The sequence below is a fragment of the Thermohalobaculum xanthum genome (genome assembly GCF_016623495.1).
Classification (GTDB): Bacteria; Pseudomonadota; Alphaproteobacteria; order Rhodobacterales; family Rhodobacteraceae; genus Thermohalobaculum; species Thermohalobaculum xanthum.
In genome coordinates this window covers 1-21,805 of sequence record NZ_JAEHHL010000009.1, presented here as the reverse complement: position 1 = coordinate 21,805, position 21,805 = coordinate 1, and the positions used below count along the sequence as shown (strand labels likewise).

Annotated in this window: 23 protein-coding genes and 1 other RNA gene; 14 read left to right on the top strand and 10 right to left on the bottom strand. The window is 71.0% G+C overall.

Annotated elements, in window-relative coordinates; genetic code table 11:
• Positions 1-29: 29 nt before the first annotated feature.
• Entirely contained in the window at positions 30-836 is an 807-nt protein-coding gene (locus H0I76_RS14775; RefSeq protein ID WP_200611305.1) for an MBL fold metallo-hydrolase, read from the bottom strand.
• A 203-nt stretch (positions 837-1,039) separates the two neighbouring features.
• On the opposite strand from H0I76_RS14775, the gene H0I76_RS14770 reads away from it, so the two are divergent.
• The 3 genes from H0I76_RS14770 (at position 1,040) to H0I76_RS14760 (ending at position 3,377) form a co-directional block, all read left to right on the top strand.
• Positions 1,040-1,843 carry a DUF2189 domain-containing protein gene (locus H0I76_RS14770; RefSeq protein ID WP_200611303.1) on the top strand — a complete coding sequence of 268 codons (804 nt, stop codon included), beginning with the start codon at positions 1,040-1,042 and terminating at the stop codon, positions 1,841-1,843.
• A gap of 107 nt (positions 1,844-1,950) precedes the next feature.
• On the top strand, positions 1,951-2,571 hold the full coding sequence (locus H0I76_RS19610; protein ID WP_325166462.1) for an ABC transporter ATP-binding protein: 621 nt from the start codon (positions 1,951-1,953) through the stop codon (positions 2,569-2,571).
• Positions 2,568-3,377: an ABC transporter permease gene (locus H0I76_RS14760; protein ID WP_200611301.1), complete on the top strand. Its 810-nt coding sequence runs from the start codon at positions 2,568-2,570 to the stop codon at positions 3,375-3,377. Before H0I76_RS19610 ends, H0I76_RS14760 begins: the two co-directional genes overlap by 4 nt.
• Before the next feature lie 21 nt (positions 3,378-3,398).
• Here H0I76_RS14760 and H0I76_RS14755 read toward each other — a convergent pair whose 3' ends face one another.
• The 3 genes from H0I76_RS14755 to H0I76_RS14745 form a co-directional block, all read right to left on the bottom strand.
• A complete protein-coding gene (locus tag H0I76_RS14755) occupies positions 3,399-4,085 on the bottom strand; it encodes a Crp/Fnr family transcriptional regulator (RefSeq protein WP_200611299.1) in 687 nt (228 codons plus the stop codon).
• Between the two features lie 138 nt (positions 4,086-4,223).
• Entirely contained in the window at positions 4,224-6,185 is a 1,962-nt protein-coding gene (gene thrS, locus H0I76_RS14750; RefSeq protein WP_200611297.1) for a threonine--tRNA ligase, read from the bottom strand.
• A 144-nt stretch (positions 6,186-6,329) separates the two neighbouring features.
• A complete protein-coding gene (locus H0I76_RS14745) occupies positions 6,330-7,562 on the bottom strand; it encodes a glycosyltransferase family 4 protein (protein ID WP_200611296.1) in 1,233 nt (410 codons plus the stop codon).
• On the opposite strand from H0I76_RS14745, the gene H0I76_RS14740 reads away from it, so the two are divergent.
• The 4 genes from H0I76_RS14740 (at position 7,561) to H0I76_RS14725 (ending at position 10,607) form a co-directional block, all read left to right on the top strand.
• Positions 7,561-8,334 carry an alpha/beta hydrolase gene (locus tag H0I76_RS14740; protein ID WP_234455348.1) on the top strand — a complete coding sequence of 258 codons (774 nt, stop codon included), beginning with the start codon at positions 7,561-7,563 and terminating at the stop codon, positions 8,332-8,334. The genes H0I76_RS14745 and H0I76_RS14740 overlap by 2 nt on opposite strands.
• A 182-nt stretch (positions 8,335-8,516) precedes the next feature.
• Positions 8,517-8,942: a VOC family protein gene (locus H0I76_RS14735; RefSeq protein ID WP_200611294.1), complete on the top strand. Its 426-nt coding sequence runs from the start codon at positions 8,517-8,519 to the stop codon at positions 8,940-8,942.
• 58 nt (positions 8,943-9,000) lie between these two features.
• Complete coding sequence (locus H0I76_RS14730) at positions 9,001-9,777, top strand: ion transporter (RefSeq protein ID WP_200611293.1); 777 nt, start codon at positions 9,001-9,003, stop codon at positions 9,775-9,777.
• A gap of 134 nt (positions 9,778-9,911) precedes the next feature.
• Positions 9,912-10,607, top strand: coding sequence for an SDR family NAD(P)-dependent oxidoreductase (locus H0I76_RS14725; protein ID WP_200611291.1), 696 nt, complete (start codon positions 9,912-9,914; stop codon positions 10,605-10,607).
• 21 nt (positions 10,608-10,628) lie between these two features.
• Here the strand turns inward: H0I76_RS14725 and H0I76_RS14720 are convergent, their stop codons facing one another.
• From H0I76_RS14720 to H0I76_RS14710, 3 genes are read right to left on the bottom strand one after another with little or no spacing between them, the layout of a single operon-like run.
• Positions 10,629-11,108, bottom strand: coding sequence for an MOSC domain-containing protein (locus H0I76_RS14720; RefSeq protein ID WP_200611289.1), 480 nt, complete (start codon positions 11,106-11,108; stop codon positions 10,629-10,631).
• 5 nt (positions 11,109-11,113) lie between these two features.
• Positions 11,114-11,332, bottom strand: a complete 219-nt coding sequence (locus tag H0I76_RS14715) for a hypothetical protein (protein ID WP_200611284.1) — start codon at positions 11,330-11,332, stop codon at positions 11,114-11,116.
• Positions 11,333-11,388: 56 nt separating this feature from the next.
• Positions 11,389-15,030, bottom strand: a complete 3,642-nt coding sequence (locus H0I76_RS14710) for a hydantoinase B/oxoprolinase family protein (RefSeq protein WP_200611281.1) — start codon at positions 15,028-15,030, stop codon at positions 11,389-11,391.
• Between the two features lie 101 nt (positions 15,031-15,131).
• Between H0I76_RS14710 and H0I76_RS19605 the strand changes: the two genes are divergently transcribed.
• Genes H0I76_RS19605 through H0I76_RS14700 form a run of 3 tightly spaced genes read left to right on the top strand, consistent with a single transcriptional unit; the run spans position 15,132 to position 16,551 of the window.
• Positions 15,132-15,263, top strand: a complete 132-nt coding sequence (locus H0I76_RS19605; RefSeq protein ID WP_267913355.1) for a hypothetical protein — start codon at positions 15,132-15,134, stop codon at positions 15,261-15,263.
• Entirely contained in the window at positions 15,260-15,811 is a 552-nt protein-coding gene (locus H0I76_RS14705) for a GNAT family N-acetyltransferase (protein ID WP_267913359.1), read from the top strand. Before H0I76_RS19605 ends, H0I76_RS14705 begins: the two co-directional genes overlap by 4 nt.
• Positions 15,812-15,870: 59 nt before the next feature.
• Positions 15,871-16,551: a molecular chaperone DjiA gene (locus H0I76_RS14700; protein WP_200611277.1), complete on the top strand. Its 681-nt coding sequence runs from the start codon at positions 15,871-15,873 to the stop codon at positions 16,549-16,551.
• Positions 16,552-16,558: 7 nt separating this feature from the next.
• Here the strand turns inward: H0I76_RS14700 and H0I76_RS14695 are convergent, their stop codons facing one another.
• On the bottom strand, positions 16,559-17,044 hold the full coding sequence (locus tag H0I76_RS14695) for a flavin reductase family protein (protein ID WP_200611275.1): 486 nt from the start codon (positions 17,042-17,044) through the stop codon (positions 16,559-16,561).
• Between the two features lie 51 nt (positions 17,045-17,095).
• A complete protein-coding gene (gene nudC, locus H0I76_RS14690) occupies positions 17,096-18,025 on the bottom strand; it encodes an NAD(+) diphosphatase (protein WP_200611273.1) in 930 nt (309 codons plus the stop codon).
• Between the two features lie 207 nt (positions 18,026-18,232).
• Here nudC and ffs point away from each other — a divergent pair.
• Positions 18,233-18,329, top strand: an RNA gene (ffs, locus tag H0I76_RS14685) — signal recognition particle sRNA small type.
• Between the two features lie 148 nt (positions 18,330-18,477).
• On the top strand, positions 18,478-19,116 hold the full coding sequence (locus H0I76_RS14680; protein ID WP_200611271.1) for a DUF1326 domain-containing protein: 639 nt from the start codon (positions 18,478-18,480) through the stop codon (positions 19,114-19,116).
• 33 nt (positions 19,117-19,149) lie between these two features.
• Here H0I76_RS14680 and H0I76_RS14675 read toward each other — a convergent pair whose 3' ends face one another.
• On the bottom strand, positions 19,150-19,830 hold the full coding sequence (locus tag H0I76_RS14675; protein ID WP_200611269.1) for a glutathione S-transferase family protein: 681 nt from the start codon (positions 19,828-19,830) through the stop codon (positions 19,150-19,152).
• 97 nt (positions 19,831-19,927) lie between these two features.
• Between H0I76_RS14675 and H0I76_RS14670 the strand changes: the two genes are divergently transcribed.
• On the top strand, positions 19,928-20,443 hold the full coding sequence (locus tag H0I76_RS14670; protein WP_234455347.1) for a MarR family winged helix-turn-helix transcriptional regulator: 516 nt from the start codon (positions 19,928-19,930) through the stop codon (positions 20,441-20,443).
• Between the two features lie 97 nt (positions 20,444-20,540).
• On the top strand, positions 20,541-21,805 hold a 1,265-nt coding region (locus H0I76_RS14665), incomplete at its 3' end, for a DNA polymerase III subunit gamma/tau (protein ID WP_200611267.1).

The following is a 21,805-nucleotide window of genomic DNA, read 5'->3' as shown; positions in this document are numbered from 1 at the left end:
CGCGGAACCTTGCGCGGAAAGGCCGCGCGTCAGTCGAAGAATCCCCAGGCGATGTTCGAGGGCACCATCACCGTCGGCTTGTCCGGAAGGCTGCCGACCGAGACGGTGATCGATGGCCCGCCGATGGGGCGGACCACGAACTCGTCCGACATGCCGTCGAGAAAGCGGCGCAGGCTTACGCCGCCGAAGGCGTGCATCGGCAGCACGACGCGCGCCTTGAGGCGCTTGAGAACCTCGATCATGCCGGGCAGGTCGAGCGTGAAGGTCCCGTCGACCGGCGCCATCACGACGTCGAGCTGGCCGAGCTGGGCGTAATGCGCCTCGTCGAGGCGATGGTGCAGATGGCCAAGATGGCCGATGCATATGTCGGCGACCTCGAAGACGAAGATCGAGTTGCCGCCGCGGCCGCGTTCGCCCCAGCCGCGGATGTCGGTGGTGACGTTGCGGATCACCACGTCGCGCTCCTCGACCAGGTGCTCGGCCGGCCCGTCCTCGAACGGATCCCAGCCGCGCAGGATGTGGCGGATCGCCGGGCTGGGGTAATCCGTGAAATGGCTCTCGTGCGCCTGATTCATGGTCACCACGTCGGGGGCCGGGCCCTCGCCGTCATTGCCGTAATAGTCGGTCAGGATCGTGACGCCCGCCGCCGTCTCGATCCGGTAGGTCGAGTGGCCGACATAGCTGATCGTCACCTCCTCCTCGACAGCGGCGACGGGGCCGAGGCTTGCCACGCGCACGCCCGGTGCTCCCTCGACGAAGGCGTGGCAGATCGAGGCGGCGGCCGAGGCCGGGAGAAGCGCCGCTAAGGCGGCGGCAAAGGCGGGAAAGAGGCGCATGCTTAATCTCCGGTGCCGGGTCGGGTGCAGGCGGTCCGCGCGACAACATAGCACGACGCGGCGCGCTGGCATCGCCCGCATGGGCAAAGCCGCGCGCGCGGATTGCCGAGGGACGGCCCGCTTGGCTATCCTCGGGGCAAAGAGCGCGATACCGGGCGGCACGGGGCCGCCATGGCGCAGGCGCCGGGCCGGGAGGAAGGCAAATGGCAGCAAGCGGGACGGCCGACGAGAATCGCGGCCCGTGGCGCGAGACGAAGGGTGTTCCGCCGGTTCGGGCCGCGACGGTCGAGGACCTCAAGGCGGCGCTGGCGGCCGGCTGGGCCGATTTTCGCGCGGCACCGCTGGTGGGAGCCATCGTCGGCGCGGTCTATGTCCTGGGCGGCTGGCTTCTGTTGTGGGTGATCGAGGCGCGCGACCTGCGCGGCTTGACCTTCCCGGTCGTCGCGGGCTTCGCGCTGGTGGGGCCGTTCTTCGCGACGATCCTCTACGAGGTCTCGCGCCGGCGCGAGTACGGCCTGCCCTTCAGCCTGTCCGACGCGGCAGCGATGGTCCGCGCGACGGCACGGCGGCAGATCATCTATCTGGGCTTTGCGCTGATGTTCTGGCTGGCGGTCTGGAGCCGGATCGGCGTGATGCTCTTCGCGCTGCATTTCAGTGCGCAGCCCGAGCGCTTCTTCGACCTCATGGACCAGTTCCTCACCACCTCGCACGGGATCAGCTTCCTGATCGTGGGGCACGCTTTCGGCGCGTTCTTCGCCGCGGTGGCGTTCGCGCTGTCGGTGGTGGCCTTCCCCTTCCTGCTCGATCGCGATTCGGACGTGATCACCGCGATCGTCACCAGCTTCAAGACGGTGCTGGCCAGCCCCGTGGTGATGCTGGGCTGGGGCGTCTTCATCGGCGTGGCGCTGGCTGTCGCGTCGCTGCCGGTATTCCTGGGCCTCGTCGTCGTGCTGCCGGTGCTTGGTCATGCTTCGTGGCACCTCTATCGGCGGCTGGTCGAGGATTGACCGGCCGCGGCCGCGGCTTTCACGCGTGAAAACGGGATCAAGCCACTGACATCATTCCATAATGTGAGTCGCGTTCACGCACGCCTCCGCTCGGGCGGAGCGCGTGGGTGAGCCGGGGCGCCGCGATGCTCGAGGTGATCGACCTGCGCACATCCCTCTTTGGCCCCGTCTCGCTGAGCGTCGCGGCGGGCGAATGCGTGGCGATCATGGGCGCGTCGGGCTCGGGCAAGTCGCTGTTCCTCCGCGCGCTTGCCGATCTCGATCCGAACGAGGGACGCGTCCTCTTGGGGGACGAGGATCGCGACGCCATGCCCGCCGACCGCTGGCGCCGCAAGGTCGCGATGGTCCCGGCCGAGAGCGGCTGGTGGTCCGACCGGGTGGCGGATCATTTCGAGCCCGGAGCGGTGGCCGGCGTGCTGCTCGAAGCCTTTGGCCTGCCAGACGCGATGGCGTGGGAAGTGAGCCGCCTGTCGTCGGGCGAGCGTCACCGGCTGGCGCTGGCGCGGGCCTTGGCACTGAAGCCCGCGGCAATCCTGCTCGACGAGCCGACGGCGACGCTGGACGAGGCGGCGACCGCGCAGGTCGAGGCGGTGCTGCGCGACGAGTTGGCGCGCGGCGTGCCGGTGGTGCTGGTCACCCATGACCCAGCGCAGGCGAAGCGCATGGGGTCGCGGCTCCTGACGATGGAGCGGGGCCGCTTGCACGCGCGAGCGGAGGCGCGGGCATGAGCGGCTATATCGCCCTCTCCTACTGGGACATCGTGCTGGCGGCGGTCTTCCTCGTGCTCAATGCCGGCCTGTCGCTGGCGTTGCGGCTGGACCTGGAGCGCCAGCTCCTGATCGCCGCGGGCCGGATGGTCGTGCAGCTCCTGATGGTGGGGCTGATCCTCAAGGCGGTCTTCGCCGCGGCCTCGCCATGGATCACCCTGCTGGTGGCGCTCGTGATGGTGGGGTTCGCCGGGCACGAGATCCGGGCGCGGCAGGAGCGGCGGCTGGCGGGCCCGTGGGGCTATGCGCTGGGCGCCGGCGCGATGACGCTGGCGGGCACCATCGTCACCGCCTTCGCGCTGGCGAGCCAGATCCAGCCCACGCCCTGGTGGTCGCCGCAATTCGCGCTGCCGCTCTTCGGCATGGTGCTGGGCAACACCATGACAGGGGTGAGCCTCGGGCTCGACGCGCTGCACGGGATGGTCGGGCGCGAGCGGCGCGCGATCGAGGCGCAGCTGCTGCTGGGACATACCCGGCTGGCAGCGCTGCTGCCGGTCGTGCGGCGCGCGCTGCGCAGCGGCTTCACGCCCATCATCAACGCGATGGCCGCCACCGGGGTGGTGTCGTTGCCGGGGATGATGACGGGCCAGATCCTGTCGGGCGTCGACCCGCAGGAGGCGGTGAAGTACCAGCTCCTGATCATGTTCCTGATCGGCGGCGCCACGGGGCTGGGGGTGCTGGGCGCGGTCATCGCCAGCGCCCGGCGCCTGACCGACCACCGCCAGCGGCTGCGGCTGGACCGGCTGGCGCCCGCGCCGGGCCGCTAGCGCGAGCCGCCGCGCATGTGTTCAGTGCTCGTCGCCGATGATCTCGAGCAGCGCGGCGTGATCCTTGATGACGATCCGGCGGGGGCTGGAGGCCACGTCGATGACGGCGCGGTCCTGGAGCTGGTGGATGAGCCGCGAGACGGTCTCGTAGCGCAGGCCCAGCATGTTCGCGAGGTCGTTCTGGGTGAAGGGCATGTCGCCGCCCGTGCCCACCGCCGGCTCGCCCGCGAGCCGTGCGTGCAGGTAGTGCAGCAGGCAGGCGAGCCGCACGATGCCAAGCGTCCGGTTGCCCCGCAGCATGGCGCCGAGCTTGGGGCCGTCGTCGCGCGCCAGGGCGCGGGCGAAGCGCAGGCCGATCCCGGGATCGCGGGACATCGCCTCGGCCAGCGCCGCGGCAGGGACCTTCACCGCCACGGTGTCGGTGATGCAGCGCGGCGCCGTCGAGCGGTGCTCGCCCGCGAAATAGGACCGGTGCCCGAGCACATCGCCCCTGAGCGCGATGCGGTAGCTGGTGACGTCGCCCGACGCGCTCATGCGCTCGACGATCACGCAGCCCTGTTCGATCACGAAGATGCAGTCCGCGGGGTCCGACTGGCTGTAGAGCGTCGCGCCCTTCGGGAACCGGCACGTCACCGAACGTTCGCGGAGGAGGGCGAGGGCCTCGGCGCGGATCTCCCCCATGACCGCGCCAAGCACGTCGGATGACATGGCCAGGTCCAGTCTCGCGTCGCACCGTAGGCCCTCGACGGTAGCCGACGCGCGCGGCGGGTTCAACGACCGCCATTGCCCGGGCCGCGAAGCGCCCCGCGCCGGCAGGCCCGCGCGGAAGGCGGGCCTGCGGGAGGGTCAGCGCAGGTCGGGGGGCGTGGCGTCGGCCGCGATCCCGGCCGCGGCCTCGGCCAGCGGCAGGACGCGCTGGCCCTGTTCGCCGAGCCGGCGCACGGCAACGGTCTCGCCCTCGACCTCCTGCCGCCCGACGGCAAGGATCACGGGGACGCCGGCTACCGAGTGCTCGCGCACCTTGTAGTTGATCTTCTCGTTGCGCGTGTCGGTCTCGACCCGAAGCCCCTTGGCGCGCAGCTCGGCGGCCACCCGCTCGGCATAGCCGTCGGCGTCCGAGACGATGGTGGCGACCACCGCCTGCACCGGCGCGAGCCACAGCGGGAAGCGCCCGGCGCAGTTCTCGATCACGATGCCCATGAACCGCTCGAAGCTGCCGAGGATCGCGCGGTGCATCATCACCGGGCGCTTCCTCTCGCCGTCGGCATCGACATACTCGGCGTCGAGCCGTTCGGGCAGGTTGAAGTCGGCCTGGAAGGTGCCGCACTGCCACTCACGGCCGATCGCGTCGGTAAGCTTGAAGTCGAGCTTGGGGCCGTAGAAGGCGCCCTCGCCCGGGTCGACGGTATAGTCGTTGGTGACCTTGCGCACCGCGGCCTCGAGCGCGGCCTCGGCCTTGTCCCAGATCTCGTCCGAGCCGACGCGCTGCTCGGGCCGGGTCGAGAACTTGATGTCGAAGCTGTCGAAGCCGAGATCCTTGTAGATCGAGCCGAGCAGCTCGATGAAGCGCGCCGTCTCGTCCTCGATCTGGTCCTCGGTGCAGAAGATGTGGGCGTCGTCCTGGGTGAAGCCGCGCACGCGCATCAGCCCGTGCATCGAGCCCGAGGGCTCGTAGCGGTGGCACGAGCCGAACTCGGCCAGCCGCAGCGGCAGGTCGCGGTAGGACTTGAGCGAGTGGTTGTAGATCTGCACGTGGCAGGGGCAGTTCATCGGCTTGAGCGCGTTGATGCGCTTTTCCTTGGCGTGCTCCTCCTCGACATAGGCCAGGAACATGTTCTCGCGGTACTTGTCCCAGTGGCCCGAGGCCTCCCACAGCTTGCGGTCGACGACCTGGGGGGTCTTGATCTCCTTGTAGCCAGCGGCGGTGAGCCGGCGGCGCATGTAGTCCTCGAGCGCGCGGTAGACCGCCCAGCCGTTGGGGTGCCAGAAGATCATGCCCGGCGCCTCTTCCTGCAGGTGGAAGAGGTCCATCTGCTTGCCGATGCGGCGGTGGTCGCGCTTGGCCGCCTCCTCGAGCATGTGGAGATAGGCTTCGAGGTCCTTCCTGGTGCGGAAGGCGGTGCCGTAGATGCGCTGGAGCTGCTTGCGGCTGGAATCGCCGCGCCAGTAGGCGCCGGCGACCGACATCAGCTTGAAGGCGTCCGCCGGGACCTGGCCGGTATGCACCAGGTGCGGCCCGCGGCAGAGGTCCTGCCAGGGGCCGTGCCAGTACATCCGGATCGGCTGCCCCTCGGGGATCGCCTCGACCAGCTCGACCTTGAAGGGCTCGCCGGTCTTCTCGTAGTGCGCGATCGCGTCGGCGCGGGTCCAGACCTCGGTCTTCACCGGGTCGCGCGCCTCGATGATCTGGCGCATGCGCTTCTCGATCGCGGCGAGGTCGTCCTCGGTGAAGGGCTCGTCGCGGTCGAAGTCGTAATAGAAGCCGTTGTCGATCACCGGGCCGATCGTGACCTTGGTCGCGGGCCACAGCTCCTGCACCGCGCGGGCCATGATATGGGCGCAGTCGTGGCGGATCAGCTCGAGCGCCTCGGCCTCGTCCTTCGCGGTGACGATCGACAGCTCGGCGTCATGCTCGATCCGGCGCGAGAGGTCCGAGAGCGTGCCGTCGATGCGGCAGGCGAGCGCGGCCTTGGCCAGCGAATTCGAGATGTCGGCCGCGACCTCTGCCCCGGTCACGCCGGTGCCGTAGGTCCGGGTCGCCCCGTCCGGCAGCGTGATCGTGACATGGGCCTCGGCGACTTCGCTCATCGGTCTTCCCCGTGGTGGATGGGTGGGCGCGCGCGGGGTGCGGGCCCGAAAATCGCGCGCACCATCGTTTACGGCGGGCGATGAAGTCAAGCGCCGCCGCCCGCGCCCTTGGGCCGCGCACCCCGGCCCCGTCGGCAAGGGGGCTCAAGCCTCGGAGAAAAGCCGGCCCGTTGCGCGCTCGTAGACGCTGAGCGTGGCGCGGCGCATCGAGGCCACGGTGTAGCGGGCGCGGATGCGCGCCTTGGCCTGCATCCCCATATGCGCCCGCGCCGACGGGTCGAGCGAGAGCGCAAGCTCGATCGCCGCGGCCAGCGCCGCCGCGTCGCCCGGCGGGTAGAGCCAGCCGGTCTCGCCATGCACCACCGTCTCGCGCGCGCCGCCGTGATCGGTGGCAATGACGGGGCGGCTCATCGCCTGCGCCTCGACGGCGACGCGGCCGAAGGCCTCGGGCTCGATCGAGGCCGAGATCACGACCGAGGCGAGCTTGAGCGCTGCCGCCATGTCCGAGGTTGCGCCGGTGAGATAGACGAAGTCGCCCACCCCGGCCGCCTCGATCCGACGGCGCAACTTGAGCTCGAAGCCCGAGCCGCCGTCATCGCCAACGATCAGGATGAGGAAATCGGGCTCGCCGCGGCGCTCGTGCAGGATCGCGGCGGCGTCGATCAGCGTCTCGGCCCCTTTCCAGCGCGTCAGGCGGCCGGGCAGCATCACGATCGGCCGGGTGTCGTCGAGCAGGCCCCAGGCATCGGCCAGCGCCGCCGCGCGCTCGTTCGACACCATGTCCTCGGAGAAGACGGCCGTGTCCGCGCCGCGCGGGATCACGACGATGTCGGCGGGGTCCACCCTGTGACGCGCGATCACCAGGTCGCGGATGAATTCCGAGATCGCGATCACTGGCCGGCCGCGGGCCATGACCGCGTTGTAGAAGCGCTTGAGCGGGAAGCCCTCGCTGTAGGCGCCGTGATAGGTGGTCACGAAGGGCACCCGGCAGCGCTCGGCCGCCCATTTCGCCGACCAGGCCGGCGCGCGCGAACGGGCATGGACGAGGTCGATGCCCTCGGCACGGATCAGGCGCTCGAGCACGCCCGCGTTCTGCCAGATGTTGAGCGGGTTCTTGGTGGCGGCGTTCATCGTCACGATCTCGGCCCCCGCCCGCAGCGCCTTCTGCGCGAGCTGGCCGCCCTCGGTCGCGATGATCGCGCGGCCGCCGGCCTGCACGATGCCCTCGGCGATCTCGACCGTGCCGCGCTCGACCCCGCCGATGCCCAGCCGGGGCACGACCTGCAGGATGGTGAGCGGATGCGGAACTGTCGCCGGACGGTCAGGGCGTCTATTGTCCCCGGCAATGCTGCCGATGTTGGAGGACGACGCGGACATGAATGCTCCGGACCTGCTTGAGATCTCACCAGACCGAAGGCTCGCTTATCACAGGAGCCACGCGCGGGCGACAGGCAAAGACGCGCCGGGCGTGGTTTTCCTCGGCGGCTTCCGCTCGGACATGACCGGCACCAAGGCCACCTTCCTCGAGGACTGGGCGCGCGAGCGCGGGCGGGCATTCCTGCGCTTCGACTATCGCGGGCATGGTGCGAGCTCGGGCGACTTTCTCGACGGGGCGATTGGCGACTGGGCCGACGACGCGGCCGAGGCGGTCATGCGCCTGACCGAGGGGCCGCAGGTCCTGGTGGGCTCGTCGATGGGCGGCTGGATCGCGCTTCTGCTGGCGCGGCGGATGCCCGAGCGCGTGGCGGCGCTGGTGGGGATCGCCGCGGCCCCCGACTTCACCGAGGATTCGATGTGGGCGGGCTTCGACGCGGCCCAGCGCGAGGCGTTGGCGCGCAACGGGCGGGTCGAGCTACCCTCGGACTACTCGGACGAGCCCTATGTAATCACGCGCCGCCTGATCGAGGAGGGGCGCCAGCAGCTGGTGCTGCGTGCGCCGCTGGTGCTGCCCTTCCCGCTGCGGCTGTTGCAGGGCACCGCCGACACCGACGTGCCGCCCGAGGTCGCGCTGCGGCTGCTCGATCACGTCGACTGCGCGGATGCGCAGCTCACGCTGGTCAAGGGCGCGGATCACCGCTTTTCCGAGCCACGCGAGCTTGCGCTTCTGGCCGCGACGCTGGACGCGCTGGACGTCGCGGGCGGGGTCTAGGCCTCAGAACGGGATCGGCGTGCCGCGATCGTCCTCGAAGACGCCGGTGGTCGCGGGCGAGGGGGCGTCAAATCGCGCGAGAAGCCCCCCGGCCCCGAATGGCGCGCAATATCCGGGCAGGAGCGGCCCGCCGGGCGCAACAGCGGGTGACGCCGTCCCTTGCGCTCTGGTAACCTGCTGGCATGGAACAACGTTTCACGCTCGTCACGCTCGGCGTGCAGGACCTCGAGAAGTGCACCCGCTTCTACGAGCGGCTGGGCTGGCGGCGGTCAGTCCGGGCGGCCGAGGGGGTCTCGTTCTTCCAGTGCGGCGGCTGCGCGCTCGCGCTCTATCCCCGGGCCGACCTTGCCAGGGAGGCCGGCATCGCCCCGGGCGGCGACGGCTTCGGCGGTTTCGCCATTGCCTACAACACGCGGTCGAGGGACGAGGTAGACGCCGTTCTCAAGGAGGTCCGGTCGGCGGGGGGCGAGATCGTCAAACCGGCCGAGGAGGCGTTCTGGGGCGGCTATTCGGGGTATTTCCGCGATCCCGACGGCAATCTGTGGGAGGTCGCCTGGAACCCGGGCTTTCCGCTCGACGAGAACGGCGTCGTGCGGTTGCCTGAATGACGGTAACCTCGCCCCATCCCGGCGCCGGACCCGAAGCCGGGCGGGAGCCGGCGGAGGAATGACGGGCGCGGCGGTGCTGGCACGACTGAGAACGCTTTACCATTCGAACACGGCGGCGGCGCATCGCTTCCGCTATGGCCTGCTGATCTTCGACCTCTCGACCATCATCTTCGTCATCGTCACCTCGTTCTTCACGCATACCGCGCTGGTCGAGGCCATCGACGTGGTGCTGGGGGTTGTCATTCTGACGGATTTCCTCGCGCGGCTGATGACCGATCCGCAAAGGTCGCGCTTCTTCCTGCGGCCGACGAACTGGGCCGACCTGGTCGCCGTGGTCTCGTTCCTCGCGCCGATCGCGGGCGAGGGTTTCGGCTTCCTGCGCATCCTGCGCACGCTGAGGCTCTTGCACACCTACCAGCTGCTGGTCCGGCTGCGGCAGGATTTCCCCTATTTCCGCAGTCACGAAGAGGTGATCCTCGCGACGATCAACCTCGCGGTCTTCCTGTTCGTGACGACAGGGCTGATCTACACGCTGCAATATGGCGTCAATCCGCAGATCCGGAACTATGCCGACGCGCTCTACTTCACCGTGACCACGCTGACCACTACCGGCTTCGGCGACATCACGCTGACCGGGACGATGGGGCGCATGCTGTCGGTCGGCGTGATGATCTTCGGGGTGACGCTGTTCCTGCGGCTGGCACAGGTCATGTTCCGCCCCGCGAAGGTGCGCCAGCCCTGCGAGCGCTGCGGGCTGCTGCTGCACGATCCCGATGCGGTGCACTGCAAGCATTGCGGCGCGCCGATCCGCATCGAGACCGAAGGCAGCGTCTGATCGATGCGGCTGCGGCCAGATCGGCCGCCGGATCACGCGAAGTTGCGGATCGCGTCGTCCTGACGTGGCCCGCGCATCTGTCTATGCTGCGCGGCGGCGCGGCCGGCGCGCCAGCCGAAGACGGAGACCGGACGATGCGAGACACTTACGGGCATGCGCTGATCATGGGCGCGGGGACAGGGCTGTCGGCGTCGCTGGCGCGCGCCTTCGCCGGGCGGGGGATGCGCGTGAGCCTGGCCGCGCGCGGGGTCGACAAGCTGGGCGCGCTGGCGGCCGAGACCGGGGCGCGGGCGCATGGCTGCGACGCGGCGGATGCCGGGTCGGTGGCTGCGCTCTTCGAGGCGCTCGATCGCGAGGGCGCGCCGGACGTGGTCGTCTACAACCCCTCGGCCCGGGTGCGCGGGCCGCTCGCCACGCTCGATCCCGCGGCGGTGGCGCACGCGGTCGGCGTCACCGCGCTGGGCGCCTTCTACGTCGCGCGCGAGGCCGCGATCCGGATGGAGCGCGAGGGGCGCGGCGCGATCCTCTTCACCGGCGCCTCGGCGGGGGTGAAGGGCTACGCGCAATCGGCGCCCTTCGCGATGGGCAAGTTCGCGCTGCGGGGCCTCGCGCAGTCGATGGCGCGCGAGCTGCATCCCAAGGGGATCCATGTCGGCCATTTCGTGATCGATGGCGGCATCCGCAATCCCGGGCGCGCGGAGCCCGCGGATGCGCCCGACTCGATGCTCGACCCCGACGCGATCGCCGCGAGCTACTGCGACTTCCTCGACCAAGACCGCAGCTGCTGGGCCTGGGAGATCGAGCTCAGGCCCTGGGTCGAGCGGTTCTGACGGCGGCGCGGCCGGAACCGTTCAGACGGGCGTCACGGCGTCGCCGGGCGCCATCTCTCCGGGCTCGACCACCTCGGCGGTGATCCCGCCATGGCCGCGTACGGCCGCGTAGCCGCCGGGGCCCAGCACTTCCTCCATCCGCGAGCATGGCGCGCAAAGACCGCTGCCGCGCAGCACCGCGGTGCCGATGCGGAACGCGCGGTTGCGCAGGCCGAGGAGGTTGACGCCCGCCACCGCGATGTTGCGCCGAAGCAGCGCGGGGTCGACCTGGTCGTGGCGTGCAAGCGCCGCGATGACCGGCAGGTGCTCCCACTGGATCAGGGTGACGGCGCGCTTGCCGGGGCTGGCCCGGTGGTCGCCGGCGAGGCCGTCGAGCGCGATGGCTGCCCGCTCGACCGCCTGGACCGGCATGCGGCGGCCGGGGCGCAGACCAATCCAGCGGACCTCGCCGGGGCCCGCGATACGCGCGACCAGCGCGCCCAGGGGGCTGTCCGGCTGCATAACGCTCAGACCACCATGCCCACGACCATGACCGCGAGGCCGAAGAAGCCGATGCCGACGGCGGCGCCGTTCATCAGGATCAGCCGGCGCAGTTCGGCCTCGAGCGCGCCGGGCTCGAACTGCGAGGCGCGGATGCGCGAGGCGCGCTGGATGCAGCGCACGAGCATGGCGATGCCCGCGAGCGCGATTGCGATGCCGATGGCGATGACGATGTTGCCGATCATGCGCCAGCCTTACCGCGGATCGCCGGCTGCGGCCATGACCGAGTGCGCGGCGCGGCTCATGCCCGCCCCCAGCCGCCGCCGCCCGGGGTCTCCAGCATCCAGGTGTCGCCCGCCTGCATCTCGCGCTTGTCGGCGGATTTGAGCACCTCCTCGGTGCCATCCGCGCGCAGGATGCGGCTGCGCCCAAGCGCCCCCGGCGCGCCCCCGTCGAGGCCCGGTGGCGGCACCACCCGGTGGCCCGACAGGATCGCGATGGTCATGTCCTCGAGGAAGCGGATCCGCCGGCTCACGCCGTCGCCGCCGCGGCACTTGCCCAGGCCGCCGGTGCCCTCGCGGATGGCGAATTCCTCGAGCACGACGGGAAAGCGCCATTCCAGCACCTCGGGGTCGGTGAGGCGCGAATTGGTCATGTGGGTGTGCACGCCCGAGGTGCCCGGATGCCCCGTGCCGTCGTTCAGCACGCCCGCGCCCGAGCCGCCGCAGATCGTCTCGTAATACTGGTACTTCGCGTTGCCCCAGGTGGTGTTGTTCATGGTCGACTGCGCCGCCGCCTGCACGCCGAGCGCAAGGAACAGCGCCGAGGTCACGGCCTGGCTGGTCTCGACGTTGCCCGCGATCACCGCCGCGGGGTATTCGGGGCTGAGCATCGTGCCCTTGGGCAGGATCACTTCGAGCGGCTTCATCACCCCTTCGTTCATCGGGATCGCGTCGTCGACGAGGCAGCGGAAGACATAGAGCACGGCGGCGCGCGTCACCGGCTCGGGCGCGTTGTAGTTGGTGCGAAGCTGAGCCGTCGTGCCGGTGAAGTCGACCGTGGCCGAGCGCGCGGCGCGGTCGACCGTGATCTTGACGCGGATCTGCCGCGGCTCGCCGTCGAAGCCCGGGTCCATCTCGTAGACGAACTCGGAATCCTTCAGCGCCTCGATGCGCTGGCGCACCAGTTCCTCGGCGTTGTCCTGGACGTGGCCCATGTAGGCGCGCACCACGTCGAGGCCGAAATGATCGACCATGCGGCGCAGTTCGAGCACCCCCTTCTCGCACGAGGCGACCTGTGCCTTGAGATCGGCAATGTTGATGTCCGGCGCGCGCGCGGGGTACTTCGCGCCGGTCAGCAACGCGCGCATCTCGGCCTCGCGGAAGCGACCCGTGGGCCCGTCGACCAGCAGGAAGTTGTCGATCAGCACGCCCTCGTCCTCGACCACCCGGCTGTCGGGCGGCATCGAGCCGGGGGTGAGGCCGCCGACATCGGTGTGGTGGCCGCGGGCCGAGGTGTAGAACAGCACTTCGGTGCCGGCGTCGTTCCAGACGGGCGTGACCACGGTGATGTCGGGCAGATGCGTGCCGCCATTGTAGGGCGCGTTCAGCACGAAGACGTCGCCGGGGCGCATGTCGGGGTTCTGCGCGATCACGGTGCGGACCGAGGCCGCCATCGAGCCCAGATGCACCGGCATGTGCGGCGCGTTGGCGATGAGATCGCCCGCGGCGTCGAAGACGGCGCAGGAGAAGTCGAGCCGTTCCTTGATGGTGACCGAGGCCGCGGTGTTCTCGAGCACCGCGCCCATCTGCTCGGCGATCGACATGTAGAGGTTGTTGAACACTTCGAGCATCACCGGGTCGGCCTGGGTGCCGACGGCCACGCCCTCGCGCGGCGCGATGCGGTGGAGCACGACGTGGTCGTGTTCGGTGATCCGCGCCTGCCAGCCGGGCTCGATCACGATCGAGGTATGCGGCTCGACCAGCACGGCGGGGCCGGTGAGGCGGTCGCCGGGGCGCATCGCCTCGCGCCGCACGAAGCGGGCCTCGTGCCACGCGCCCTGGCTGTAGAAGGGGGCGGTCTTTGCGGTCTCGAAGGCGACCTCGGGGCGCTCGGCGGTTGCGACCTTCGCCTCGGCAAGGTCGGCGGCGGCGCCGATCGCCTCGGCCGAGACGGCCTCGATCACAAGGTCCGTCTCGCCCGCGTCGAAGCCGAACCGGGCGCGGTGCGCCTCGCGGAAGGCCGTGCGCATCTCGGCCACCGTCCCGAAGGGGATGGGGAGCGCCGTGTCGGTGCCCTTGACCTTGAGCATCGCCGTCTGCACGAGGCGGATCTGGCCCTGGGCGACGCCCTGCTTCTCGACTTCCGACAGCGCGTCCGAGCCCAGCCGGTCGAGATCGACCGCCGCCTGCAGGCGGGACCCGTCCGTCAGCACCGCCTCGACCGCCTGCTGGCGGCTCGCGCGGATGTCGGCGAGCCCCATGCCATAGGCCGAGAGCAGTGACGCCATCGGGTGGACAAGGCAGGTCTCCATCCCCAGCACGTCAGCGATCAGGCAGGCGTGCTGCGCGCCGGCGCCGCCGAAGACCGCGAGGCAGTATTCCGTCACGTCATGGCCTTGCTGGACGCTGATCTTCTTGATCGCGTTGGCCATGTTCTCGACGGCGATCCTGAGGAAGCCGTCGGCGATCTCCTCGGACGTCTTGCCGACGCTCGCGGCCAGCTCGTCGAACTTCGCCCGCGTCGCCTCGGCATCCAGCGGGCGGTCGGCATTCGGGCCGAAGATCGCGGGGAAGAACTCGGGGCGCAGCTTGCCGGTCAGGACATTCGCGTCCGTCACCGCCAGCGGCCCGCCTCGGCCGTAGCAGGCGGGGCCGGGATTGGCGCCGGCGCTTTCCGGCCCGACGCGAAGCCGCGTGCCGTCGAACTGCAGGAGCGATCCGCCCCCCGCCGCGACGGTGTGGATGTTCATCATCGGCGCGGTGATGCGCACGCCCGCGACCATGGTGTTGAGCACGCGCTCGTACTCGCCGGCGTAGTGGCAGACATCGGTCGAGGTGCCGCCCATGTCGAAGCCGATCACCTTGCCGAAGCCCGCGATCTCGGCCGTGCGGGTGCAACCGACGACGCCACCGGCCGGGCCCGAGAGGATGGCGTCCTTGCCCTGGAAGAAGCGTGCATCGGTGAGCCCGCCCGAGGACTGCATGAACATCAGCCTGGAGCCGAGGTCGTGGGCCTCGTCCGCGCCCTCGAATGCCGACGCCACGCGGTCGACATAGGCGCGCAGGATCGGGCTGAGATAGGCGTCGACCACGGTCGTGTCGCCGCGGCTGACCATCTTCATCAGCGGCGAGACCTCGTGGCTGGCCGAGACCTGCGGGAAGCCGATCTCGCGCGCGATCGCCGCCGCGCGGGCCTCGTGCGCCTGGTGGCGGTAGCCATGCACGAAGACGATCGCGACCGCGCGAAAGCCCGCGTCATGGGCGGCCTCGAGGTCGGCGCGCAGGCGCGCCTCGTCGAGCGCGCGCTCGACCGTCCCGTCGGCGCGGATGCGCTCGTCGGCCTCGATGGTCCGGCTGTGCAGCATCTCGGGCAGGACGATGTGGCGGGCGAAGAGGTCGGGGCGGTTCTGGTAGGCCAGGCGCAGCTGCTGCCCGAGGCCGCGGGTGGTCACCAGCACCGTTGGCGCGCCCTTGCGCTCGAGCAGCGCGTTGGTCGCGACCGTGGTGCCCATCTTGACGCGACCGATTCGCGCAGGGGGAATCGGCGCGTCGGGGCCGAGCCCGAGAAAGCCGCGAATCGCGTGCAGTGCCGCGTCGGGATACTGTTCGGGGTTCTCGGACAGGAGCTTGCGGGTGCTCAGCCGCCCTCCCGGCTCGCGCGCGACAACGTCGGTGAAGGTGCCGCCACGGTCGATCCAGAAGTCCCAAGCGCCGTCCGACATCGCCCTCGCCCCTTGCAACGCTCCGCAGCCAGCCCACTTAGTCATGGACTCGGATCGGCTTAGACGATTACTCTGTTAAGCGAAAGAGAGGGGAGACTCGGATGACCCTGGCCATTGCCGCGATCGCCCTGATGGGCGCCGGGCTGCTGGTGCTTGCCCGGCCGCGTCCCGAGCAGCGTGCCATCCCCGTGCGTATCCGCCGGGACGACGCGCGCAATCATCCCCGGCGCTGAACGCGCCCGGGCCGCAGCCGACCGGCACCCGGATCAGCATCCGGGCAGCGGAAGCGTCGGACCTCCCTCGCATCCGTGACATCCTGAACGCCGAGATCCTGTCGGGCACCGCGAGCTGGGGCGAGACCCCCAGATCGGACGGCGAGATGCGCGCCTGGCTGGACGCGCGCACCGAGGGCGGCTTTCCGGTCCTCGTCGCCACCGATGGCGGTGCCGTGGCGGGATACGCGAGCTTCGGCCCCTTCCGTCCGGGCGAGGGCTATCGCCACACTGTCGAGCATTCCGTCTACGTGGCCGCGGGCGCGCGGCGGCGCGGGGTGGCACGCGCGCTGATGGAGCGGCTGATCGCCGAGGCACGGGCCCGCGGGCTGCGCCGCATGGTGGGCGGCATCAGCGCCGACCAGGGCCCCAGCCTCGCCCTCCACCGCGCGCTGGGATTCGAGGAGCAGGGCCGGCTGACGGGGGTCGGCTGCAAGATGGGCCGCAGCCTCGATCTTGCACTGATGGTGCTCGCGCTCGATGGCGCCGCGCCGGATGCGTCGCCTTGACGCCCCGAATTTCGCGCGCCGCCGGAGACGCGTGATTCGCGCGTGATAACATCCGCACCATGTCGATCTGGTCACGAATCAGGGAAAGCCTCGCCGCACTCGCCAGAGGCGAGCCGCTCAGCCGCGTGTTCGAGCGGTTGGCGACGCCGCCCGAGCGCACGGTGGCGTTCACCATCGCGGTGATCGCGCTGGGCGCGAAGATGGCCAAGGCCGACGGGCGCGTGACCCGCGACGAGGTGGCTGCCTTCCGCGAGATCTTTTCCATCCCGCCCGAGGAGGAGGAGAACGCGGCGCGCATCTACAACCTCGCGCGCACCGATGTCGCCGGCTTCGAGGTCTATGCCGAGCGGATCGCGGCGATGTTTCGGGACCGGCCGGCGGTGCTGGCAGACCTGCTCGAGGGGCTGGTCTACATCGCGATCGCGGATGGCGAGTATCACCCGTGCGAGCACGCCTTCCTCGAGGAGGTGGCGCGCATCTTCGGCGTGTCCGAGGCACAGTTCCGCGCCATGCGCGCGCGCCACCTGCCCGGCGAGATCGACCCCTGGAGCGTGCTGGGCATCGCGCCCGGCGCCGACCCGGTCGAGGTGCGGGCGCGTTACCGCGAACTGGTGCGCGAGTTGCATCCCGACCAGATGGTGGCGCGCGGCGTCCCGCACGAGGCGCGCCGGCTGGCCGAGCAGCGGCTCGCCACGGTGAACGACGCCTACGCGCAGCTGCGCGCCGACAGGGCGGGCTGAGGCGTTCTCAGCCCAGCGCCGCGAAGGCGCCGCCGTGATAGACCAGCGCCTTGCCCTCGTGCAGCGAGAAGGCGGTGACCCGGCCCATCAGGATGTCGTGGTCGCCGGCGGCGACGCGCTCGTGCATGGCGCAGTCGAAGCGCGCGAGCGAGCCGTCGATCAGCGGTGCGCCATGCAGGCCCGGCGTCCACGAGACGCAGGCGAACTTGTCGGCGCCGCGCGTGGCAAAGATCTTCGCGACCGCCTCCTGCTCGGCGGACAGGACGTTCACCGCGAAGCCGTCCGAGGCGCAGAAGATGCGGTAGCTGGCCGCCGTGTGCGCGAGGCACACCAGCAGGAGCGGCGGGTCGAGCGAGACCGAGGTGAAGGAATTGGCGGTGAAGCCCACGGGCTCGCCGGTCTCGGTGTCCATCGCCGTCACGATGGTCACGCCCGTGGCAAACGTGCTCAGCGCCTGCCGCAGATGGGCCGTGTCGGTGGGGGGATGCATCATCGGCCCGTTACTCCGCTTCGTGCTGACCGACAGATAGGGCGCCGCGGCGTCTCAGACAGGATCCGCCTCGCCCGCAAGCCACGCGGCCAGCAGGCTGCGCGCGATCGCGTCGACGCGCGGCGAGCCCAGCCGGGGGTGTCGGCCCTCGAGCACCGCGGCGAGCTCGGCGCGCGGCAGCCAGAATGCATCCTCGAGCTCGGTCGGGTCGAGGGTGATCTCCTCGGACAGCGCCTCGGCCGTGCAGCCCATCATCAGGCTGGTCGGGAAGGGCCAGGGCTGGCAGGCGAGATAGCGCACCCGGCCCACGCGCACGCGCGTCTCCTCCCACACCTCGCGGCGCACGGCGTCCTCGATGGTCTCGCCGGGCTCCATGAAGCCTGCGAGGCAGGAATGCAGCCCCGACGGCCACGAGGCCTGGCGCCCCAGCAGGACGCGCTCGCCGTCGGTGACCAGCATGATCACGACCGGATCGGTGCGCGGGAAATGCAGCGCGCCGCAGCCGCCGCACCGCCGGCGCCAGCCGCCGTCGTCGGGTACGGTCGGCGCGCCGCAGCGCGAGCAGCGCGGATGCGACTCGTGCCAGCCCAGCACCCCCTTGGCGGTGGCGGCGACGCTGGCCTCGCCCGGCGTCAGCTGCCCCGCGATCGAGCGCAGGTCGATGAACTTCGCCCCCTCGGGCAGGCGCGGGTCGGGGCCCTCGGCGGCCGAGGGCGGCAGGTCCGCGGCAAAGCGCGGCGCCCCGTCGATCAGCCCCAGAAAGACCGGCGCCTCGCCGGCCTCGGCCAGCACGCCGGGATCGGGGGCGCGCCACAGGAGCCGCGGCCCCTCGCCATCGAGGTCGATGGCCGGGCGACCGCCGGCGAGCACGAGGAGCCGCGCCTCGGCCGATGCGAGCAGCGCCCCGGCCTCGCGCCGCAGATGCGCGGCGCGGTCGAGCGTGGTGCCGCCCGTGGCGAAGGTGATCGGTTGCGAGAAGGACATCGGGTCGGGGGCCTGTTGGCTGCGTGGCGCGGGGCCCTCTGAATGCCAGAGCCGCGGGGGAGCCGCAATCCCGCCGCCGCTCAAAGAGCGAACCCTGACACCGCCCGCCGGCACGCCCCTGTGGCCGCTTGCCGTGGCCGTGCGCCGCGCCTCCGCCCATCGTGCCGCCGGTTGTGCCGACGTCATCGAATCGCTATATCGCGGGGTGAGAGGTTGGCGCGGGCGAGCGCCTCGCCAACCCGGTCAGGTCCGGAAGGAAGCAGCCGTAACGAGCCCCGCTTGGGTCGCTGTCCAGCCTCTCACCTCCTTGCATTAAGTCCGAAATGACCCGCCGCGGTGACGCGGGCGACTGTGGCGCCGTCCATCCGCCGGCCGGCCGCGATACCGATTCGCGCGGTTTTGTGATAGACCGTGGCGCAGGGGAGCGCGGGGCCGCCACGGGAGGGACCGCGATGACCCCTTGGACGATTCACGGCGTCGAGTTCGGCAATTGCAATTGCTGCTACGCCTGCCCCTGCCAGTTCAATTCCCTGCCCAACGAAGGGTTCTGCGAGGCCTCGGTCGGCTATGCGATCGACAAGGGGCACCACGGGGAAGTCTCGCTCGATGGCGTCCGCATGGCGGCGCAGTACAAGTGGCCGGGCCCCGTCCACGAGGGCAACGGCACGATGCAGCTTTTCGTCGACCGCAGCGCGAGCGCGGCCCAGCGCAAGGCGGCGCTCGCGATCATGTCGGGCGAGGATACCGAGGAGGCCGCGACGATGTGGTGGATCTTCTCGGCCATGTCGCCGAACAAGCTTGAGCCGCAGTTCTGCGACATCGAGATCGATGTCGACATCCCCGCCCGGCGCGGGCTTGTCCGTGTCTCGGGCGCCTTCGAGGCGCGCGGCGAGCCGATCCTGAACCCGGTGACCGGCGCCGAGCACAGGGTGCGGATCAACCTGCCAAACGGCTTCGAGTACACATTCGCCGAGATCGGCAGCGGCAGCACCCGCTCGCAGGGTGCGCTGCCCATCAATCTCGACGCGACCTATGGGCAGTTCTGCGAGCTTCATCTCTCGCACAAGGGGGTGATCCGCGACGCGGCCTGACCGGGTCGCGCCGCCTCCCCGGCGGGACAGGGCTCAGGCGGCGTCGCGCAGCCGCCGCCCCAGGGCGCTGTCGCGGCGCGCAAGGAAATCCAGCAGCCGCGCGGGGTAGTCGGCAGCCACCGCGCCTCGCACCGACGGGCGCCCGGCCAACGCCGCGCGCCAGGCGCCGAGGCGCGGCAGCGGGGCCGTGAGATCCGCCTCGCCGATCGCCTCGAAAGCGTCGAGATAGCGGAAGACCGGCGCCCAGGCGGCATCGACCAGCGTGAAGCGGTCGCCGCCGAAGAACGGCCCGTCGCCCAGCTCGGCGCCGATCCGCGCCAGGAGGGCGGCCAGCGCCTCGCGCTCGCGCGAGAGCGCGGTATCGTTAGGCGCGCCGTAGAAGCGGGCGATGGCGGCGAGCGTGGCCGACGCCACCTCGATCCAGGCACGGTGGCGCGCGCGCTCGAGCGGGTCGGCCGGATGCAGCGGCAGCGCGCCCCGGGTCTCCTCGAGGTATTCCGCGATCACCTGCGATTCGAAGAGCGCGACCGGGCCCGTGCCGTCGTCGACCTGCAGCAGCGGCACCTTGCCGAGCGGCGAGATCCGGCGGAACCAGTCCGGCTTGTCCGAGAGGTCGATGTCGATGCGGCGGTAGGGCACGCCTTTCTCCGCCAGCGCAATCGCGGCGCGCTGCACGTAGGGGCAGAGCACGTGGCTCACCAGGGTCAGGGTCATCGCGGCAACTCCATGCATGTGCATTTACCGTGATATAGATGCATATGCATCAAGTTTCAACCTTCATGCGAATGCATCGACATGGTAGATCGGGGGCATGACCCGCGAAGACCAGACAGCATCGGGGACGATGGCGCATGGCGGCGGCCCGGGGAATGCCGGGGCCGACCGAGGGGCCGACCGAGGGGCCGACCCCGAGGCGGTGCATGCATGGGCGCGCCTCGTCCGGGTCTCGGGGGCGCTGGTGTCGGCGGTCGAGGCAGATCTCAAGGCCGCGGGGATGCCGCCGCTGGGCTGGTACGACGTGCTGCTCGAGCTCGAGCGCGCCGGCGACGCGGGGCTGCGGCCGGTCGAGCTGCAGGCGCGCCTTCTGGTCGCGCAGTACAACCTCTCGCGGCTGATCGACCGGATGGAGGCGGCCGGGCTGGTGGCGCGCGCGGCCGACCCCGACGACCGGCGCGGCCAGCGGCTGCGCATCACCGCCGAGGGTCTGCGGCGGCGCGAGGCCGCCTGGCCCGTCTACCGCGCCGCGATCGGTCGGCACGTGGCGGCGCGGCTCGGGCCCGGCGAGGCGCGCACGCTGGCCGGACTGCTGGGGAAGCTCGCGGGCTGAGGCGCGGCGAAGGCCGGCCGCGGGGCCATCGGCGCTTGCGACCGGTCGCCGCCGCGCCCTAATCTGTGCCCGCAACCCCCCGACGACCGGAGACCGCATGGCCGACGCCACCACCCCGAGCCCTGCCGCCGAGTACCAGGTCCTCGCGCGCAAGTACCGCCCGGGGCATTTCCGCGACCTGATCGGGCAGGAGGCGATGGTGCAGACGCTCACCAACGCCTTCGCGCTGGATCGCATCGCGCATGCCTTCATCCTCACCGGGGTGCGCGGCGTGGGCAAGACGACGACGGCGCGGATCATCGCCAAGGGCCTCAACTGCACCGGGCGCGGCGATGCGCCCACCACCGATCCCTGCGGCGAGTGCGACGCCTGCGTCGCGATCGCGGCGGGGCGGCATGTCGACGTGATCGAGATGGACGCGGCCTCGAACACGGGCGTCGACAACATTCGCGAGATCATCGACTCGGTGCGCTACCGGGCGGCGCAGGCGCGCTACAAGGTCTACATCGTGGACGAGGTGCACATGCTCTCGACCTCGGCCTTCAACGCGCTGCTCAAGACGCTCGAGGAGCCGCCGGCGCATGTGAAGTTCATCTTCGCCACCACCGAGATCCGCAAGGTGCCGGTGACCGTGCTGAGCCGCTGCCAGCGCTTCGATCTGCGCCGCATCGAGCCCGAGGTGATGATGGAGCACCTCGCCGCCATCGCCGCCAAGGAAGGCGCGCAGGTGGCGCAGGACGCGCTGGCGCTGATCACCCGCGCGGCCGAGGGCTCGGTGCGCGACGCGCTCTCGCTGCTCGACCAGGCCGTGGCGCATGGCCGCGAGGGCGAGACCGACGCCGCCGCGGTGCGCCGGATGCTAGGGCTCGCCGACCGGGGCCGGGTGTTCGACCTCTTCGAGGCGATCATGCGCGGCGACGCGGCCGGCGCGCTGGCCGAGCTTGGCGCGCAATATGCCGAAGGGGCGGACCCCGCGGTGGTGCTGCGCGACCTGGCCGAGCTGACCCACTGGATCTCGGTCGTGAAGATCTCCGAGACCGCGGCCGAGGATCCCACCGTCTCGCCCGACGAGCGCCGGCGCGGGCGCGACCTGGCCGGGCGGCTGTCGATGCGGGTGCTGACCCGGACCTGGCAGATGCTGCTCAAGGCGATGGAGGAGCTGGCGGTCGCGCCCTCGGCGATGATGGCGGCCGAGATGGCGGTGATCCGGCTCACCCATGTGGCCGACCTGCCAACGCCGGGCGACCTGGTGCGGCGGCTGCAGGAAGCGGGGCCCGCGCCGTCGGCAGGTGCCCCGTCTGGCGGGCCGGGCGGCGGTGGCGGCACGCGCGCCGAGGCGCCGCCCCTGCGCGCGGTCGCCGG

What these genes read in the sequence shown, in the direction of transcription:
- H0I76_RS14680 (WP_200611271.1), top strand. Translation starts at nt 18,478, where the DNA reads ATGACCCCTTGGACGATTCACGGCGTCGAGTTCGGCAATTGCAATTGC.
- H0I76_RS14695 (WP_200611275.1), bottom strand. Translation starts at nt 17,044, where the DNA reads ATGATGCATCCCCCCACCGACACGGCCCATCTGCGGCAGGCGCTGAGC.
- H0I76_RS14715 (WP_200611284.1), bottom strand. Translation starts at nt 11,332, where the DNA reads ATGATCGGCAACATCGTCATCGCCATCGGCATCGCAATCGCGCTCGCG.
- H0I76_RS14770 (WP_200611303.1), top strand. Translation starts at nt 1,040, where the DNA reads ATGGCAGCAAGCGGGACGGCCGACGAGAATCGCGGCCCGTGGCGCGAG.
- H0I76_RS14700 (WP_200611277.1), top strand. Translation starts at nt 15,871, where the DNA reads ATGTCGATCTGGTCACGAATCAGGGAAAGCCTCGCCGCACTCGCCAGA.
- H0I76_RS14725 (WP_200611291.1), top strand. Translation starts at nt 9,912, where the DNA reads ATGCGAGACACTTACGGGCATGCGCTGATCATGGGCGCGGGGACAGGG.
- H0I76_RS14740 (WP_234455348.1), top strand. Translation starts at nt 7,561, where the DNA reads ATGAATGCTCCGGACCTGCTTGAGATCTCACCAGACCGAAGGCTCGCT.
- H0I76_RS14670 (WP_234455347.1), top strand. Translation starts at nt 19,928, where the DNA reads ATGACCCGCGAAGACCAGACAGCATCGGGGACGATGGCGCATGGCGGC.
- thrS (WP_200611297.1), bottom strand. Translation starts at nt 6,185, where the DNA reads ATGAGCGAAGTCGCCGAGGCCCATGTCACGATCACGCTGCCGGACGGG.
- H0I76_RS14775 (WP_200611305.1), bottom strand. Translation starts at nt 836, where the DNA reads ATGCGCCTCTTTCCCGCCTTTGCCGCCGCCTTAGCGGCGCTTCTCCCG.
- H0I76_RS14755 (WP_200611299.1), bottom strand. Translation starts at nt 4,085, where the DNA reads ATGTCATCCGACGTGCTTGGCGCGGTCATGGGGGAGATCCGCGCCGAG.
- H0I76_RS14760 (WP_200611301.1), top strand. Translation starts at nt 2,568, where the DNA reads ATGAGCGGCTATATCGCCCTCTCCTACTGGGACATCGTGCTGGCGGCG.
- H0I76_RS14720 (WP_200611289.1), bottom strand. Translation starts at nt 11,108, where the DNA reads ATGCAGCCGGACAGCCCCCTGGGCGCGCTGGTCGCGCGTATCGCGGGC.
- H0I76_RS19605 (WP_267913355.1), top strand. Translation starts at nt 15,132, where the DNA reads ATGACCCTGGCCATTGCCGCGATCGCCCTGATGGGCGCCGGGCTGCTG.
- H0I76_RS14745 (WP_200611296.1), bottom strand. Translation starts at nt 7,562, where the DNA reads ATGTCCGCGTCGTCCTCCAACATCGGCAGCATTGCCGGGGACAATAGA.
- H0I76_RS14675 (WP_200611269.1), bottom strand. Translation starts at nt 19,830, where the DNA reads ATGACCCTGACCCTGGTGAGCCACGTGCTCTGCCCCTACGTGCAGCGC.
- nudC (WP_200611273.1), bottom strand. Translation starts at nt 18,025, where the DNA reads ATGTCCTTCTCGCAACCGATCACCTTCGCCACGGGCGGCACCACGCTC.
- H0I76_RS14735 (WP_200611294.1), top strand. Translation starts at nt 8,517, where the DNA reads ATGGAACAACGTTTCACGCTCGTCACGCTCGGCGTGCAGGACCTCGAG.
- H0I76_RS14710 (WP_200611281.1), bottom strand. Translation starts at nt 15,030, where the DNA reads ATGTCGGACGGCGCTTGGGACTTCTGGATCGACCGTGGCGGCACCTTC.
- H0I76_RS14730 (WP_200611293.1), top strand. Translation starts at nt 9,001, where the DNA reads ATGACGGGCGCGGCGGTGCTGGCACGACTGAGAACGCTTTACCATTCG.